The 16,784-nt window shown below is 38.9% G+C and carries 12 protein-coding genes; 1 reads left to right on the top strand and 11 read right to left on the bottom strand.

Annotated features, from left to right (window positions below):
* Positions 1 to 185: 185 nt before the first annotated feature.
* The 3 genes from AC25CA_RS02105 to AC25CA_RS02095 all read right to left on the bottom strand — a co-directional run bounded on the left by AC25CA_RS02105 (position 186) and on the right by AC25CA_RS02095 (position 4,703).
* Positions 186 to 1,400, bottom strand: a complete 1,215-nt coding sequence (locus AC25CA_RS02105) for a diaminopropionate ammonia-lyase (protein ID WP_486815387.1) — start codon at positions 1,398 to 1,400, stop codon at positions 186 to 188.
* A gap of 77 nt (positions 1,401 to 1,477) precedes the next feature.
* Positions 1,478 to 2,650, bottom strand: a complete 1,173-nt coding sequence (locus AC25CA_RS02100; RefSeq protein ID WP_486815386.1) for a YgeY family selenium metabolism-linked hydrolase — start codon at positions 2,648 to 2,650, stop codon at positions 1,478 to 1,480.
* Between the two features lie 313 nt (positions 2,651 to 2,963).
* Positions 2,964 to 4,703, bottom strand: a complete 1,740-nt coding sequence (locus AC25CA_RS02095; RefSeq protein ID WP_486815385.1) for a sigma-54 interaction domain-containing protein — start codon at positions 4,701 to 4,703, stop codon at positions 2,964 to 2,966.
* Between the two features lie 218 nt (positions 4,704 to 4,921).
* Here AC25CA_RS02095 and AC25CA_RS02090 point away from each other — a divergent pair, with 218 nt between their 5' ends.
* On the top strand, positions 4,922 to 7,075 hold the full coding sequence (locus AC25CA_RS02090) for an S-layer homology domain-containing protein (RefSeq protein ID WP_486815384.1): 2,154 nt from the start codon (positions 4,922 to 4,924) through the stop codon (positions 7,073 to 7,075).
* Positions 7,076 to 7,220: 145 nt separating this feature from the next.
* On the opposite strand, the gene AC25CA_RS02085 is transcribed toward AC25CA_RS02090, so the two are convergent.
* The 8 genes from AC25CA_RS02085 to aepX form a co-directional block, all read right to left on the bottom strand.
* A complete protein-coding gene (locus AC25CA_RS02085) occupies positions 7,221 to 9,119 on the bottom strand; it encodes an HD domain-containing phosphohydrolase (RefSeq protein WP_486815383.1) in 1,899 nt (632 codons plus the stop codon).
* Between the two features lie 53 nt (positions 9,120 to 9,172).
* Entirely contained in the window at positions 9,173 to 10,804 is a 1,632-nt protein-coding gene (locus AC25CA_RS02080) for an HD domain-containing phosphohydrolase (protein WP_486815382.1), read from the bottom strand.
* 18 nt (positions 10,805 to 10,822) lie between these two features.
* A complete protein-coding gene (locus AC25CA_RS02075) occupies positions 10,823 to 11,935 on the bottom strand; it encodes an ABC transporter substrate-binding protein (protein ID WP_486815381.1) in 1,113 nt (370 codons plus the stop codon).
* Between the two features lie 466 nt (positions 11,936 to 12,401).
* Complete coding sequence (locus AC25CA_RS02070) at positions 12,402 to 13,370, bottom strand: YbgA family protein (RefSeq protein WP_486815380.1); 969 nt, start codon at positions 13,368 to 13,370, stop codon at positions 12,402 to 12,404.
* A 31-nt stretch (positions 13,371 to 13,401) separates the two neighbouring features.
* Complete coding sequence (locus AC25CA_RS02065; RefSeq protein ID WP_486815379.1) at positions 13,402 to 13,803, bottom strand: DUF2177 family protein; 402 nt, start codon at positions 13,801 to 13,803, stop codon at positions 13,402 to 13,404.
* 10 nt (positions 13,804 to 13,813) lie between these two features.
* On the bottom strand, positions 13,814 to 14,734 hold the full coding sequence (gene uvsE, locus AC25CA_RS02060) for a UV DNA damage repair endonuclease UvsE (RefSeq protein WP_486815378.1): 921 nt from the start codon (positions 14,732 to 14,734) through the stop codon (positions 13,814 to 13,816).
* A 109-nt stretch (positions 14,735 to 14,843) separates the two neighbouring features.
* Positions 14,844 to 15,698 (bottom strand): gamma-glutamyl-gamma-aminobutyrate hydrolase family protein, encoded by an 855-nt coding sequence (locus AC25CA_RS02055; RefSeq protein WP_486815377.1) that lies wholly within the window; start codon positions 15,696 to 15,698, stop codon positions 14,844 to 14,846.
* Positions 15,699 to 15,917: 219 nt separating this feature from the next.
* Positions 15,918 to 16,781: a phosphoenolpyruvate mutase gene (gene aepX / locus AC25CA_RS02050; RefSeq protein ID WP_486815376.1), complete on the bottom strand. Its 864-nt coding sequence runs from the start codon at positions 16,779 to 16,781 to the stop codon at positions 15,918 to 15,920.
* Positions 16,782 to 16,784: the final 3 nt, after the last annotated feature.

The raw sequence follows: 16,784 nt of genomic DNA, 5'->3' as shown, positions 1-16,784 counted from the left end.
ATCTGCTCGACAACGATTTCCTCTCGCTTCCAATTCACTCCTTTCGCTTAACCGTTTTTCCCAGATCGCCTCTTCTGACTATATTCTTTTACATTCATTAACATAATATGAATTTACAATTGCCTGACCTTGCAGCATCAGGGCACAACGCCCTGAGCTTTGCAACGTCTACTTCATTCTTTCACTTACATTTCAGTGCAAAATCCACCGTTCCATACAATATCTTCATAAACCTTAGGATCCGTATCGCCCTCTGTACTAATCAGTAAAACAACACTATTTTCATCAATCTTCATTTGATTTTTGATTTCCTCATAATCATTTGACTGGCAAAGCATGGATAACAAACCAAATCCCAAGGCTCCAGACTCACCAGAAATAATTCGAGTATCATCACCGATTGGACTAGAAAGTATTCTCATTCCTCTTGCTGAAATGGTATCTGAACAACTCGCATACCCCTCAACAATTGTGCTTAAGTTTTCCCATGCAACGAAATTGGCTTCACCAACAGATAAGCCCGCCATAATGGTCTTCAACTCACCAGTAACCACTGTATACTCTCCATTCGCTACGGATTGATAATAGCAGTCCGCATTTTCCGGTTCAGCAAGCACCATATAGGGTTTACTCTCTTTGTACACATTTGCAAAATATCCAAGAATTCCAAAAGCAAACGAACCCGCACCCGCTTGAAGAATAATATGTGTTGGCTTTTCAGTTCCATCCTCATGCATTTGACCTAACGCTTCATCTGCAATGATGGTATAGCCTTCAGAAATTAAATTGGTAACTTTCGTATAACCTTCCCACGCCTGGTCCTGTACATGAATCCAATCATTTTCAGCGGCTTTCTCAATAACGATTCGTAACGTCTCATCATAGTTTCCTTCCGTAACCGTTACCGTCGCTCCATAATTTTCAATCGCTCTCACCCGAGCTTCAGTCGAGTTCTTCGGCATGTAAATATGACATTTACAACCAAGCTTATTAAGAACCCACGAAAGACCCTTTCCATGATTCCCATCTGTTGCAGCAATAAAAACAAGTTCCCGAATCTTGCTATTCAACTCCGGTGCCATCAAATCATTGAAGCTGATTGTCTCTATATCAAGATCAAATCGGTCACAAATCAAACGTGCCACTCCGTATAAAACACCAACACCTTTAAATGCATTTAGACCCATTCTTTTAGATTCATCTTTAACATATATTTTTTGAATCCCAAATCGTGATGCAAGAGCATCCAAACTGATTAATGGTGTCGACTCATATTCATCTAGTGTCTCAATAAATCTTTTCGCTTTCTTGGCATTTTCTTCTGTTAGAAAATCACAATAATTGTATTCTCCCAGTTCGGCCTCAATAAACTTGCACTTCTTCGTATTGTTTTTGTACATTGTTTCCTCCCAATATCTCTCTAGCTAAATTTTCATTCGATCCAAATCTATTCTTCCACAATCACTGCCACTATTTTCTAACTCAACTTTTCCAAGCAACCCGTATATACTTGGCATGCCTCAATGATGTCACTGATTTTACAACTCTCGTCTCTCATATGACAATACTTAATTTCACCAGGCCCATACCCAATTGTTGTTATGTTTCTCGCTGTAGATGCAAATCCATTTGTACTGAAATTCCATTTAAAAAATTCTGGTGTTCGATCAGTCTGCTCTAAATACGCCTGCGCCATTGCCGTCGGCAAATTGTTGGTTTCCGCCGTATCCCATGCTTCCATAAAACTGTTCATGCTAACCTCTATACCTGAAGAACTCTTCCCTTTGGCGATGTACACATTCCACTCTGCATTCAATCCTTCAACAAGCTTATCCATTTCAATTTGAATCACTTGGTATGTTTCATCGATAGCAAGTCTTCGATCTAAATAAATTGTACAAGCATCCGGTACCGCATTAAGTGATACGGAACTACTTTCAATCTTACTTAATGCAACGGAACCATGTTCACCAGTTTTTTCATATAGCTTACGATTGAGTTCTTCTACTCTTGAAATAATTCGATTCATTTCATAAACAGCATTTTCACCATTTTCCGGTGCACTGCCATGACACGCTATACCCTTTGTATGCACTTCAAAAAGTGCTCTCCCTCGATGTCCAACAGCGATTCGATTTTGACTCGGCTCACAAACTACCGCGTAGTCAAGCTTCAACTCAAGCTCATCAATCAAATTTCCAAGAGCATATCCATCAAAATCTTCTTCCATGACCGAAGCACTTACGTAAATAGTTTTTCCTGAGTGAAACCCTAGTTTCTTAGCCAAATAACCTGCATACACGGTGGAAGCAATTGCACTTTTCATATCAACCGTTCCGCGGCCGTGAATTCGTCCATCCGCAATCACACCTTCAAATGGAGGGTATTGCCACTCTTTAGCATCTGTTACAGGCACTGTGTCCATATGCGAGTCAAAAAGAATACTTACAGGTCCATTGCCAATAACACCAATAACGTCTCCCAGGGTTGTTTCAAGCACTCGATCGTACCCAAGAGAAATCATCTCCTTTTTGACACGTGCTGCCATGACTTGCTCCGCACCTGTCAAACTCTCTATTTTAATCAAATCTTGTAAAAATCGGATCATATCTTTTTCAATAGCCAAACATTCTATTTGAATACTAGTCATTTTAATTTCACCTCCTCAAAATCTGTTCCGGAAAATTATTATGAATTTTAATCTCACATCTCTTTATTGCAAGTCCTGTGCCAAAAATCTGTTAGTGATCAAATTTACATGATTTAATTTTAATTCAGTTCAAATAGCTCTGATTTGTCGCAAAAAATATAAAATCTAATGATCTATCCTTGGGTTTGTGAGTTTTTTAGAAAAAGAAGCAAAAAAAAATTGTCAAAATGACAATTTGATTTTCATAATGACAATTCCAGGAAAACGTTTAATTTCAAGCATCGCCTTTATATAGATTGATTTCCAATTCTCATTATGATAATTCGTACTTACTCATCTTCCTATATAAGGTTGAAAGTCCAATCCCTAATTCTTTCGCAATGATATGTTTTGACTCTGTCGAGTTTCCATATAACTCCAACGCTTTTAAGATCTCTCGTTTTTCTAATTTATCAATCGAAATCACTTTATTTGGTTCGTTTTCCATGTTTTGAATATTGACAATATATTCTGGAAGATGATTCATTTTGATCAAGGTTTCCTGTCCAGACATCGCAACCATAAATTCAACCACATTTTGCAATTCCCTTACATTACCAGGCCAACGATAGTTCTTCAAAAAGTTCACCACAGTTTCATCAATTTTTTTATGTTGAATATGAGTGTCATTTGTGTATTTATCTAGAAAATGGCTCACCAATACCTCGATATCCACCACCCTATGTCGAAGCGGTTCAATTTTTATCGGAATCACGTTTAATCGATAATATAAATCTTCCCTGAAAGTTCCTTCTTTTACCATCTGCTTTAAATTTTTATTTGTAGCGGAAATTACTCTCACATCAACTGGAATTTCCTCATTGGATCCCACCCGTGTAATCTTTTTTTCCTGTAGCACTCGCAGCAATTTTGCTTGCAAATACAAAGGCATGTCCCCTATTTCATCCAGAAATAAAGTCCCTTGGTCAACATATTCAAACTTTCCCTTTTTGCCAGCCGTATTCGCCCCAGTAAAACTTCCTTTTACATAACCAAACAATTCGCTTTCCATCAGCGCTTCCGGAATGGCTGCGCAATTAACAGCAACAAATTTCTTGTTTTTCCGTTTACTTGCTTTCCACAAGGCTTTCGCTATCACTTCTTTTCCCACACCACTTTCACCAGTGATCAAAATTGTCGACGAAACTTCCGACAATCGAGAAATCTTATTTTTAATGTCAGCAATATTTTTTGATACACCTATGATCGAACTACCTTCAATACTATGCACCATTTTTGTGTAAGCATTGATCCGTTCTTTCACTGCTGACTTTTCATGAAACATAAAAATATAATTAGTTTCATTGTAGCTACCGTAGGTGAATTCTTCGCCCACAAGAATATACTTCCTGTTTTGTACGCGACAGGAATATTCAAAATAATTTCCAGTTTTACTATTATTGTTCTTTATAATAAAATTTTCCGGCATTTTTTCCTCTAGCGATAATTGCTTTTTTGCAGAAGAATTTGCATAAATCGGCCGCTTTGCCGAATTAAAAATCAAGATCCCCTGCTCAATATTATCCGTTATTTTATAAAGGAGCTTGTTTGTTTCGCTGTAATTATCACGTTGAATACGCTCCGTGATTTGCATACCCACAAAATATGCGATCTGTTCGATAAATTCCAAATATCCGTCCAGGTTACCTTCAATCAAATCTTTTTGAGCTTTCGTAGTACCTAACAAGCCAATTACACCATAGACTTCTTTATAAGCAAAAATTGGCATCGCAATTTCAAAGGTTTCCAGACAATTTCCATACTGCGGACAATTTTCACAAATAGGGTCTCTACCAGGGTTTTGAATGACAATTTTTTTCTTATCAAGAATTGCACGCGAATATACACGACTGTCATTATCCATTCTCTCGCCTACCCTAGAGAGAAATAAACCTGTACCTGCAACGCGGATCTTGTTTTTTGACATAACCTCAACGTCAATACCTAGAATGCTTGAGAGTACTTCCATATATTTTTGTACAGTTGGCTGTATTTTCAATAATAGATCGTCCAAACTAATCCCTCCCAATCTTCTTTAGTCTATTTACTAATGTTACGATAGTCAAGTCAGATAAAGACAAACCGTTCACTTTTATTTAAAAATATTCCTATACTACTATATATTGTAAATGCTTATGGATTTAATGTTTACATCTCCTTACAAACCGATTCCTCGCCCCTCTTTTTGGATATAAATTTAATGTATCAAATCGATGAAAAGGAGAAGTATTGATGAAGAAAATGAAGATTTTATTTCTGACATTCATTCTGATCATAACAACTGCCATTCCGGCTTTCGCCTTATCACCGCCGGTCATTATTGAACCAATCACAGTTACTCCCATTATTAACTTGCCACCGATGCCGGTCTTCCTCAATCAGAAGAGCGTCTCAACAATCCCACTATATAGACTATACAACAGCAGCATAAATAAACATACCTACACTTCCTTGACTGGAGAAAAAAATGACTTGCTTGCCGATGGTTGGGTTGTAGATGGTATTGTGGCTTATGTAAGCCCGGTAAAACTACCCAATTTATACGCATTACATCGTTATAAGTCTTTTGGCCAAACCATTCTAACTGGCATATCATCACCGCTTGTTCCTTGGTGGACTCATACCGGCATTATGGGGTATATTCCCGATGAAGACGATTATTTAACCTACGCTGGCGTTCATGAAAGCACGCGAGCAATTGAAGAAGGTCAAAGTCCTTTTGATGGCGATCTTTATTACAGTAGCGATCAAAAAACCTTTATGGGCATTCCATACGGACCCAGCTACCCCGAAGGATACAATCTGACAAGCAATTCCTTCACCATGTGGAAAAGTAGCACAGTTATTCAAAGTATAGAACTTGGTGAAATCTCAACCTCTCTAACAGGAGGCAGCAACTACACAATCTCGTGGACCAATACCACTGCTGGCGGAAAGATAAAGCTGATGTACTCTTCCGACAATGGTGCCAGCTGGTACACCATAGCTGAAAATTTAAATAATCCAAATACAAATGGTAACTATACCTGGGCTGTTCCAAATATTACAAACAATGAAATGAAAGTCCGTATCCTATGGATGGCGGAATCTGGAGAAAGTGCAACTGCATGGGATACATCAGAAACCTTTTCCATCACAGCTGACCCGGGAATCATCACCTTAATTCCAATCGATCCAGGCATCAACATTTTAACGCTTATGCCTGCAACGCCAACCAATCTCTCCGCAAATGCTGGTGTGATTTCCAAAGAAATTAATCTGTATTGGACTGACAACTCTGCTACAGAAACCGGATACAGCATCGAAAGAAAAATCGACGGTGGTTTGTTTGCTGAAATTGTAGCCGTGGATATCAATGAAACTTCTTATACCGACACAAGCATCGCATCAAATGTCATGTATACCTATCGAGTGAAAGCAAAAGGGGCAATATTGGACTCCAAGTACTCTAACGAAGTAGAGGCCAAGCATATTGGATTAGTCCTTATGCCACTCTTGCCAGATGGTTTTATCATGCCAGAGTTTCCTGACCCCCCAGAAAATGTGACAGCCACCTTTACCGATGGCTCCAATTCTGAAATTCTCATCATGTGGGATCCTCCAACAGGTGACTTCACTGGCTTTAAAATTGAAAAGAACAGTGGAGCTGGATGGATCGAATTGGGCAATACGACAGAGGATGATCACAATTATGTAGATGTAGACCTAGAAGGACTTTCCGGTCTCATCTTCTATCGAGTCAAAACTTATGATGAAGCCCTTACTTCAACTCCAGCAGAACCCGTTTTCATAAACCTCGATAATGAAGAGCCAGAGGAACCAGGGCCTGCAACGCCAGCAGATATCTTTGATGGCAGTCAATCAGGATGGGCTGAAGCAGAGCTATTAGATGCCTATAACAATGGCTTGACCTACCCAGGCATACTCTACGACTATGACAAAGCCATCACCCGAGAAGAATTTTGTACCCTAGCCGTCAAGCTTTACGAAGAGTTAACAGGTCTAAACCCAATTCCTGCTGTCAATCCATTTAATGACACCAACAACCCCGAGGTATTAAAAGCATACAGCCTTGGTATTATCAATGGGATTAGTGCGACACAGTTCGCCCCTGCCGCTAATGTCACCCGGCAAGAAATGTGTGTGATGATTTACAGAGCATTAGATGTAGCGGGTCGTAATATTTCCGTGGATCCAACTGCAGCATTCCCATTTACAGATTATGCTGATATTGCAAGCTGGGCCATCAATGAGGTCAAGTTCTGCAACCAAAACGGCATCATGAACGGCACAAGCCCAACAACCATTGATCCACTGTTGAACACACCGCGAGAGCAGGCAATCATTCTCGTCGGCAGAACCTACAATGAATTTGTATCTCCATGAAGCTCGTAATAATTTAGGAAAAGGATTTAAAAAAAACCCCAGGAGCTTGAAATTATTCAAGTTCCTGGGGTTTTTGCACGACATGAATTCCATTAATAAACAAGATATATAAATTTTAGAATTGATGCTAGAACGAAAGCAATTATTAATCGCTGCCCATCAATTCCCTAAAGACATTCATTTGAAGGTAATCAATGTTTTCAGGAATCTCTGTATTCAAAAAGGCCTCCACAACCGCTGGATTAAACTGTGAACCTGAATATTTAACAAGTTCTGCAGTCGCTTCCTCTTTACTCATCGGCATGCGATAGCTTCGCTCAGCCGTCATGGCATCATAAGCATCTGCCACTGAAATAATCCTTGCTTCAACCGGGATCGCCTCACCAAGAAGATGATTCGGATATCCCTTTCCATCCCATCGTTCATGATGTGCCAGAATGAAACCCGCAATCACCTTAAAATCTGATACAGAGGAAAGTATCCGGCTCCCCGCCTCAGGATGATTCTTGATTTCAATCCATTCTTCCTTGGTCAGCTTGCCAACTTTATTTAGGATTTTTTCCTGAACACCAATTTTACCAATATCATGAATATAACCGGCAATTCTAATTTCCATGATATGATCTTCTGAAAAATTCATGGTTTGCGCGATGGATGCTGCGATTGTACCAACTCGAATAGAGTGACTCATTTCTCTTTCACTCTTCTCAAAAAGACTATTCATAATTATTCCAACAACCTTACTTCTCATGCTTGCACTTTCATAAACCTTATGTCGATACATATCATTCTCTGCTTTGGTAAAAACCGCATCAATATCTTGATCAGAAGATGTTTTTACATCGTAACCAAAAGAGACCGATTGCAAGCTGTTTCCATCAGACAACTCCCTTACCTTATCTTTCACCCGGCTAATAATCTGCTTAGCAATGCTTGCATCCGTTTTGGTTAAAATAACAGCGAATTCATCCCCACCAATCCGTGCAACAATATCATCTGCTCGAAAACCTTCCTTCATTGCATCCGCAACACTTTTTAACAAGTGATCACCTTGTTGATGTCCAAAAGAATCGTTGACAATTTTCAAACCATTAACATCTGCATTGACAATCGTTAATGGCAAATTTCGAGCTTGATCCATCCGCTTCATCTCTTCATCAAAAAAACGTCGGTTATACAAACCAGTTAAGTGATCATGATAGCTAAGATGAATCAAGGTACTTTCCGCCTCTTTCCGTTCAGTTATGTCGAGCCCGATAGAAACCAATTGAATTAATTCGCCTGTTTCATTAAAAATTCCTCGATTTCTCCATTCCATCCAAAGTGTTTTTCCCTGTTTCTCCGTTTTGCGAATCAAAACATTCGTCGGTTGATTAGGTGTCATCATCTGAAATCGTCTCAAATAATTTTCCTTGACCGGTCCCACCATAAAATCGATAAATTTTCTCCCTATCAATTCCTCAGCAGACATCTTATGAAAATCGCAATAACGTTGATTAACATAGGTTAATGTACTGTCTGGCAAGTGTTCTGAAATCATAGCGGGTAAATCATCCAACAAACCCTTGTACTTTTGCTTCAATACTTCAAGCTCAGCAGTACGGTCTGTTGCCAAGTTATTGAGCACTTGAATTCTGTCTTTTCTAACTCGATTTTTCTCTCCAACTTTCAACATGGTTCGAAGTTGAACATACAGTTCCACTTCATCAATCGGCTTTGAAAGAAATCCTTCGCCACCACATTGAATCGCCTTAATTCGATTTTCTCTATCATTTTTCTCAGCCGTAACAAATAGAACTGGAATCCCTTCTAGTTTTGCATCTGCCTTGACTCGGCGACAGACTTGGAAACCGTCCATTTGCGGCATAAAAATATCCAAAATAATAACATCAGGTTTGAATGTTGTGGCTAGTTGCACTCCTTTTAATCCATCCCTGGCCATCGCTACTTCTGCATCCGGGAAAGCCTCAAGAATTAGCGCTTTCAGACTTATTAAATTATTTTCCAAATCATCTATGAGAAGAAATCGATTCTTGTTATCCATATAGCACTCCTTCGATGGTTTTCCATGTCATTTCTCAAAATTTACAAGCACTTTTAGTTTTCACTTTTCAGGCAAGTAATAAATATGTCGACTAACTCCCCATCAAACTGAAGATTTCGATTTCTCTTCAAATCTTGAATAGCCTCCTCCTGGGTAAAAGTGCGATCACGATAGATCCGTTTACTGGTCATAGCATCAAATGCATCGGCAATGCAAACAATTCGGGCCATTAAAGGAATCTCTTCCCCCACCAAGCCTTTAGGATATCCCTTCCCATCAAATCTTTCATGATGATAGTAAACAATTTCTTTTGCTTTTTCCATACCAGGGATTGCCTTTACGAGTTCATAGCCATATGCACTATGTTTTTTGACAATCGCATATTCAGCTTCACTCAATCGGCCGGGTTTTGCCAAAATACTTTCTGATATATTTAGTTTCCCGATATCATGCAAAATGCTACCGTGGCTCAATTCCTTGAGCATTTTTTCATCCAAACCAATTTTTTTGCCGATCATCAAAGCATAACGGTTTACACGATCGCAATGATCCCCTGTATAAGCATCTTTAGCTTCGATGGTTTTGGCTAACAAGAATACCGTATTCAAGTAACTCTCTTCAAGCTCGCGATTCAGTTCATAGATTCTCTCTTCGCGAACCTCAACTTTGTCGATCATCTTTCTAAAATTATCTTTCAAATCAACAAATTCACTATATGATTGGTTAGACTCCTTCACCTTATAGTCCCCTTCTGATACATTCCTCGTCATTTGTATAAAGCTTTGCAATTCCTGCTCCATTTTTGCCAGCATCAAATTTATAGAAAACAATGCCCCAAATCCAAAAATAAAGAAAGCAAAAATAATAAATGATAAGTTCATTAGAAGTGGCGTAACTACACTTTGAATATCCTGATAAATCAAGATGGCCCATCCTGTTTCAGGAATTTCTTGAAATTGAACAAGATTACGTTTCTGATTGTAAATAACAAGATCACCATTTTTGACAAATCCATTCTGATGATCCACGTAATGGGGATTTAATACCCTTTGAGTCACCTGATCCTTGTTTGGATTCAAAAGGTAATAGCCGTCCTCATCAAGCACAGCATAGGTGATTTCATAAGCTTCAAGAATAGCAAAAGTATCTTGCAGTTTATCCAAACTGATATAACCCACGATATGACTTCCGTCGTGTCCCTTCATTGTGATGGATACACTCGAGTATCCTTTTACCGGATCAACAAAAGTACCACCAAAAACAAATGCATCTTCCGACTTCGACTGTGAATTCGTGAAAACAGGATGCCTACTGTAATCAAGTCCGATCATATCCTTTCTTTCCGGATAGGTTCCAATAATCATACCATCTTTATCAATATGTTCGATGCGATAAATATAGTCAAATTTTTGTAAGATAAATACGACCTCATTTTGCATTTCTTCTTTGCTTGAATTTTTAACCAGAGCCTCTTCTACCCATTGCAACTCTTCTTCAGGATGAGTAAGAAAATGCTGCACTTGTTGATTCATCATTGATAACAATCGATTATTCTTGTCCAGAAAACTCTTTTTGCTATTTTGATAGTACATTAAACTAGTAATGATACTAACAAGAGCAAAAATCAGAACAATCAACCCGAGAGTTTGTTTGACCAACTGTGATTTTAAATTTTTTATCTTCACACTTAACCTCCAAACACCTTATTGAAATAGAACAAATTGCTTGTCTTGCAACTGATTGATTTGATAACTCCGCTCACAATCTCCGAATTCATCTACCCGAAATTTTTCCTCTAGCCCCTGGAACTCAGAAATCTCTAGAATAGCGGCTTTAACTGCTGTTGGAGAAGATGATTCCGCCCGCTTAAGACCTTCTGCTATAACATTATATGCATCAAAAGCTAAAATCGAAACAAATGAAGGCTTGTAATTAAATCGCTCCTCAAATGCATTCTGAAAGCGTACATATTCTTTAGATTTATCCTCAGCCTGATAGACCCCGATGAAATACATACCTTCAACAGCCTCTCCACCAAAATATATCAGATCTTGCGTCATGGACCAGCTAACAGAAACCAATTCAGCTTCTTGATTTATTTTTCTGATTTTTTGAGAAAGAAAAGCCGTGTCAGTTGCCTGTGAAATCATAAATACACAATCCGTTCCCTCTAAATCAAGCTGCTCTACTACTTCACCCAAATCATCCACTCTCGAATCTATAGGGACCAAATGAAAGTCCACATTTTCACGTTTCTCGCCATGCATTTGGATCTGTGTGGCTAAGTATTCCGTATAGTCTTGATTCATTAAGTCATAAAGAACCACAACATTGTGAAAGCCACGCTCCTCTACAAATTCTATAAAGAGTGCAGCCTGGCCATTTGTTTGAGGCGATGTACGCATAAAATTGTCATCGATTCCAGATAGCGTATTCACACTCATCGACGGAGATAGAAAAAGAATCGGAAGCTCTTCGGCCTCCAATACCGCATCGCTCATGTTACTAGTCATATGCCCGAGAATCAAATGAACATCCTCTTCGATAAACTCCTGATACCGCTTTTGCGAAACTTCAGTAGAAGCTTCATCATCTTTTACAAGCAGTTCAATGGGTCTACCATGGATTCCACCTTCTTGGTTGGTAAAATCAACACCGATTTGAATTGCATTTCGGGCGTCAATGGACAACTGTGACTGCTTAGAAGTCAAACTTCCCAATACACCAATTTGAATTGGCTTTTTATCACAACCATTTGTCAGTAGTAATATAAAAAATAACAACCCGATCATCCAAATTTTCTTTTGATTTTTCACATTCACTACCCCCTTACACCCATTTTATTTATTATCACACCTATACTTTCTAATATACCCGTATGAAATAGCCAATACCCGTTTTCTTGGTTTTTTTCAAAATAATGGAATCCTTCTATCTCCACTCTATTTTTCACTTCTATTCAAGCCCCATTGTCTCAAAAGAACGCTGGTATTCCAACGCGAACAAAAAAATTCCCTTATCGATTATAAAAAAAACACTCCTTGATTGTCTAAATTATGCTTATCGTCACTCCCATAAATTGTATGGTCCAATATAAATATTCTATCAAAAAAATGTAGTTTTTGTCATGTGTTTTGCCCTTTATTTAGAAACAACAATAAATTCTCATCTATACGTTTAATTCTTTAACCGCCTTGCCATTCCATGGACAGAAGAAATAAAAATAGGATCGCATCTAGCGATCCCGTCTTCTTCATTGTGCGGATATTTAATCCAAATAACTCAATCAATCCCCTTCCCCGAATCAGTCACTTCTAAGATCCCCCTCGGATATGGTTTGAATATGGTTTGTCTTTTCAAATAAGGTTCATCAAACCGTACAACCCAGGCTCCAATTAAAGATAAGGGCAGCGAAAAGGGAACTTTTTTTGTGCTGTATTGTTCTAGTAAATCTAAAAAATACGCCTTTTCCTCTTTAGCAATCTTTTCTTTAAAATAGCCCAATAAATGAAAAAGCATATTTATATTGGTCGTCCTTCTCATGGGCGTCGCTAAAGCCTTTTGCAAGCCCTCCTCATATTCATTAATCACCTTATCTATATCCTTTTTTTCATGGTTTGCCACAATCTTACCTAACATTTTTTGATTCTTTTGATGATAGGCCATTAATAGATACTTATTATCACTATGAAAATCAATCAGCGATTTCATTGTTTTTTCTTCTTTCACGATATCAAAAGAAGCCATTGTGAAAATTCTCGTCAAAAAATGCTCTCGAATATTGTAATTCCGCAGTCGCCCTTCATCTTCAATTGCAAGCCCTTGAAACTTCTCCGTAAAGACTTTTCCAAAGAAACCAGCTGTCATGGTACCTGTAGGTGGTGATTTTCCAAAATTCTGATAGCTTTTGACCCCTTTTATTCCACAAGATGGAGAACGACCCTTCAAGATTGCGCCATGAATACCTTTAGATACAAGTGGATTCAAAAAAGCATTGGCAAATTCAACCATATCGTGGCTGACATCCTTTCCGCTCTTCGAAAACATCAAGCGATCTTCATCAAGATGATGAACAATCCGAAGCGCTTCCCTTGGCACAGGCAGCCCGATTTCTTTTTCAGGACAAACTGTAATGAAGTCCACATACTCCACTAGCGTTTTCACAAAGGCATTGCTAATCATACTTCCATCATAACGACACGCTTCTTGTTCTAGGCACTTACTCACAAATATAACCGGTTTTCTCTTCATCTGATCTCCTTTCCACGGTTTATTCAAGATCTCATTTCCAAGCTTTCAAAATAAAGAAGCTAATCATCGAGACCAGTCCACCTAATGAACTTCCCCATATCAAATCAATAATGGTGATTTTCAGTGGCCAATCTGCCAGAGTTGCCAAATTAGTAAGATCGTATGTCGAATAAGAGATCAACCCAAATAGCATACCCACGAGTAAGGCATAGATCCAGCTGTCTTTTTGAACAGCAGGATTAATAACAAAGAAAACTAACCCGACGATAAAGATTAAATAAAACAAAATCGCAGCGGTCCAATTCGGCTTCGCACTCATAATGAAACCCAATTCCTTCTGATATAAGTTCTTCGCTATGAAAGCCAACCATACTAGATCAATGATTAAAAATACAACGAGTGCCACACCATACATTTTTACATAACTTGCCATACGCCCTCCTCTATTCTTTATTGGTCTTTGCTTCTCGTACTTGTTCTACTTCTGCAAGAAACCGCAATGCCGCCCGATCCTTCATCTTCGCCTCAATCATCACATCCACCTGGCAATCTTGGTAGAACGCTACTACCGCCTGACAATCTTCAGACGAAATATATTCGCTATGGCTTCGGTCCTTTACGCTCGATTTTCCACTGCTGATATGCATCTTTGGAACCGAATTCTTCCATGTTCTCTCAATACGCTTAATTAAATCAGTCGTAACCACGCCATCAGTCAAACATCGATGGTGATGATAATCAAATACAACAGGTACACCCGTTTCTTCAGATATTTCCAATACATCTAAAATAGAATAAGACTTATCGTCATTTTCTAACCTAAGCAGCTTTCTAATATTGGGACTGAGTAAATTATACTGGTCAACGAAACGTTTCATTGCCGCTGCTTTCTCACCATATACGCCACCCACATGTATAATAATGTCTTGCCCACCAACCGCATGCATAAGCCTTGCATGGTATTCCAGATATTCAAGGCTAGCCTCAACCACTTTAGACCTGTTGCTGTTTAAAACCGTAAACTGATCCGGATGCATCGACAACCGAACCTTATTCTCTTGAACCAATGTTTTAATTGTTTCCAGCTTGATTGCAATCTCCTCATCTTCGTACCAACGCCACTCACCCATTTCCAATACCTCTTGATGAGTAACCAAGGGCATCAAATCACTTGTTAGGCGATACAAATAGATCCCATGATTGAGATTCCAGTTTAAAATTTCATAAGTGAAATCCAAGTTATGCAAAATAATATTTTTCAAATACACAAGTCCTTTTTCCTTGATCGTTTTTAATCGGCAACTTTTAAAGGTTTTTGGTTTTAAATGCTCATTGATACAAGCATATCCAACATAATTGATCAAATGGTCTCCCTTCTTAAAAAGTATTAATAACCTACTTTCAACGTACCCATAAAGAAGACAAAAAAAACCAAAGTCCCTATTCCAAGAATAGAACACTTTGGCAAGTTTCTTATTTTATACACGCATCAATAAATGCATGGAAGATCTTTTCTTGCTCTGCTACTTTTATCCGCAGCATCTCTGGATGCCACTGAATCCCGAGCATGAATCTGGAATCATCTTTATACTCAATTGACTCAATCAGCCCATCTGGTGACCTCGCCGATATAAGCAAATCCCGCCCCAATTCTTTGATTGATTGATGATGAAGCGAGTTTACCTCCATTGTTTCTCGACCGAAGATCTGATGCATAATCGTATTTTCAACGATCTGCACGGGGTGGGCATAACCATCCCACTTTTTAAATTGAGAATGATTAAAATCAGTCTTTGCATGATTATCCTGATATAAATTGCCGCCCAAAGCAACATTCATGATCTGAGCACCTCGACAGATTCCTAAAATCGGCAGTTGTGTATATTCAACCGCATAACGAATCAACTCGATTTCCATTTCATCACGCTCAATAATTTCTGTTGCAAATCCCGCAGCATCCTCATTTTTCAAGCCTTCCAATTTTCCAAAGAGCCCCGAATTTTCTCGCATCTCTTCCCCATACCATTGCGTGCCCACATCGATGCCACCGGCAAACAAGAGTCCGTCTAATCGCCCCAAAGCTTCTATCATGGTTTCCCTATTGCGAAGTAACGGAAGCACAACCGGAATTGCACCAGCGGCCTCAATCGCTGCAGCATCTGTCTGAAAGGATAGATTCACCGGAAGGTCATTTAAAGCATACATGCCTTTTCCCACATAAGTCTGATTTAATTTCTCCATCTCCGCCAATTCGTCTTCACCACCACGCTCCAACTTTGGCATTAGACTGTTAAAATAGTTACTTGTAATTCCAATTAATGGTTTCAAATCACTTCCTCCTTTTCGGCGTATCTATTTTCTTAATATTCTCTATTATATGCTAAAGCGTTAACTTTCGATAGCAAGGAGCCCCGCCTTCCATCAAAAAACAGCCTCATGAAAAATCTCATGGGCTGCTTCTCAGTATTCATACTGTCACTTGTTTCGCTTACTTTTTCTTGCCTGTTTCATGTGACTCTCTTCTCGTTCAAAAAGTTACGAATATCACTAGTCAATCAATGTAATAATATCTTTAATCGACATGCAATTTTCACTAGCTTCCAATGCACGTTCATTTCTCAAAATTATTTCTGCGGTATTCACCATTGCAGGGAATGCACTTCGTAGCAAATGATTCGCGTAGATCACTACACTAACACCCATTTCTGCCAATTCCTCTTCAGTGATATGCGAATAGCTCGTTGGAACTACAATGATTGGAACACGCTTCTCAAATTGCTTATAGCGTGCGCAGAAATCTTCGATCTCTTTGCTGCTTTTTTCTTTACTATGGATCATGATACCATCAGCTCCAGCTTGGATATAAGCTTTTGCTCGAGCCAATGCATCTTCTAAGCCTTGTTTTAAAATCAAACTTTCAATGCGGGCAATTACCATGAAGTCATCGCCTGCTTGCGCAGCTTTTGCCGCTTTAATTTTCTTTGAGAATCCCTCAATGGTATCTTGCGTTTGCGGTACGGCGGTACCAAAGAGCGAATTTTGTTTCAGACCCACTTTATCTTCAATGATCAGTGCAGAAACGCCAATTCGTTCCAACGTTTTCACATGATACACCAAATGTTCCAAACGTCCGCCTGTGTCTCCATCTAGGATCATCGGTTTTGTTGTTACGTCAAGAATCTCTTGAATCGTTTGTTCCCGCGATGTAAAATCCACCAACTCCATATCCGGTTTCCCTTTACATGTTGAATCACAAAGGCTACTAACCCACATGCCATCAAAAGATTTTTCCTGACCGTTTTCTTCAACTTTCGTATTTTCAACAATCAACCCCGTAAGGCCACTGTGCGCTTCCAAAATTCGTACAACTTTTTTTTCTTCAATTAATTTTCGTAATGATCGACTATTCATATC

The organism is Gottschalkiaceae bacterium SANA (genome assembly GCA_036323355.1).
In the GTDB taxonomy this organism is placed as follows: Bacteria; Bacillota; Clostridia; order Tissierellales; family GPF-1; genus GPF-1.
This window is presented reverse-complemented; position numbering and strand designations above follow the sequence as displayed.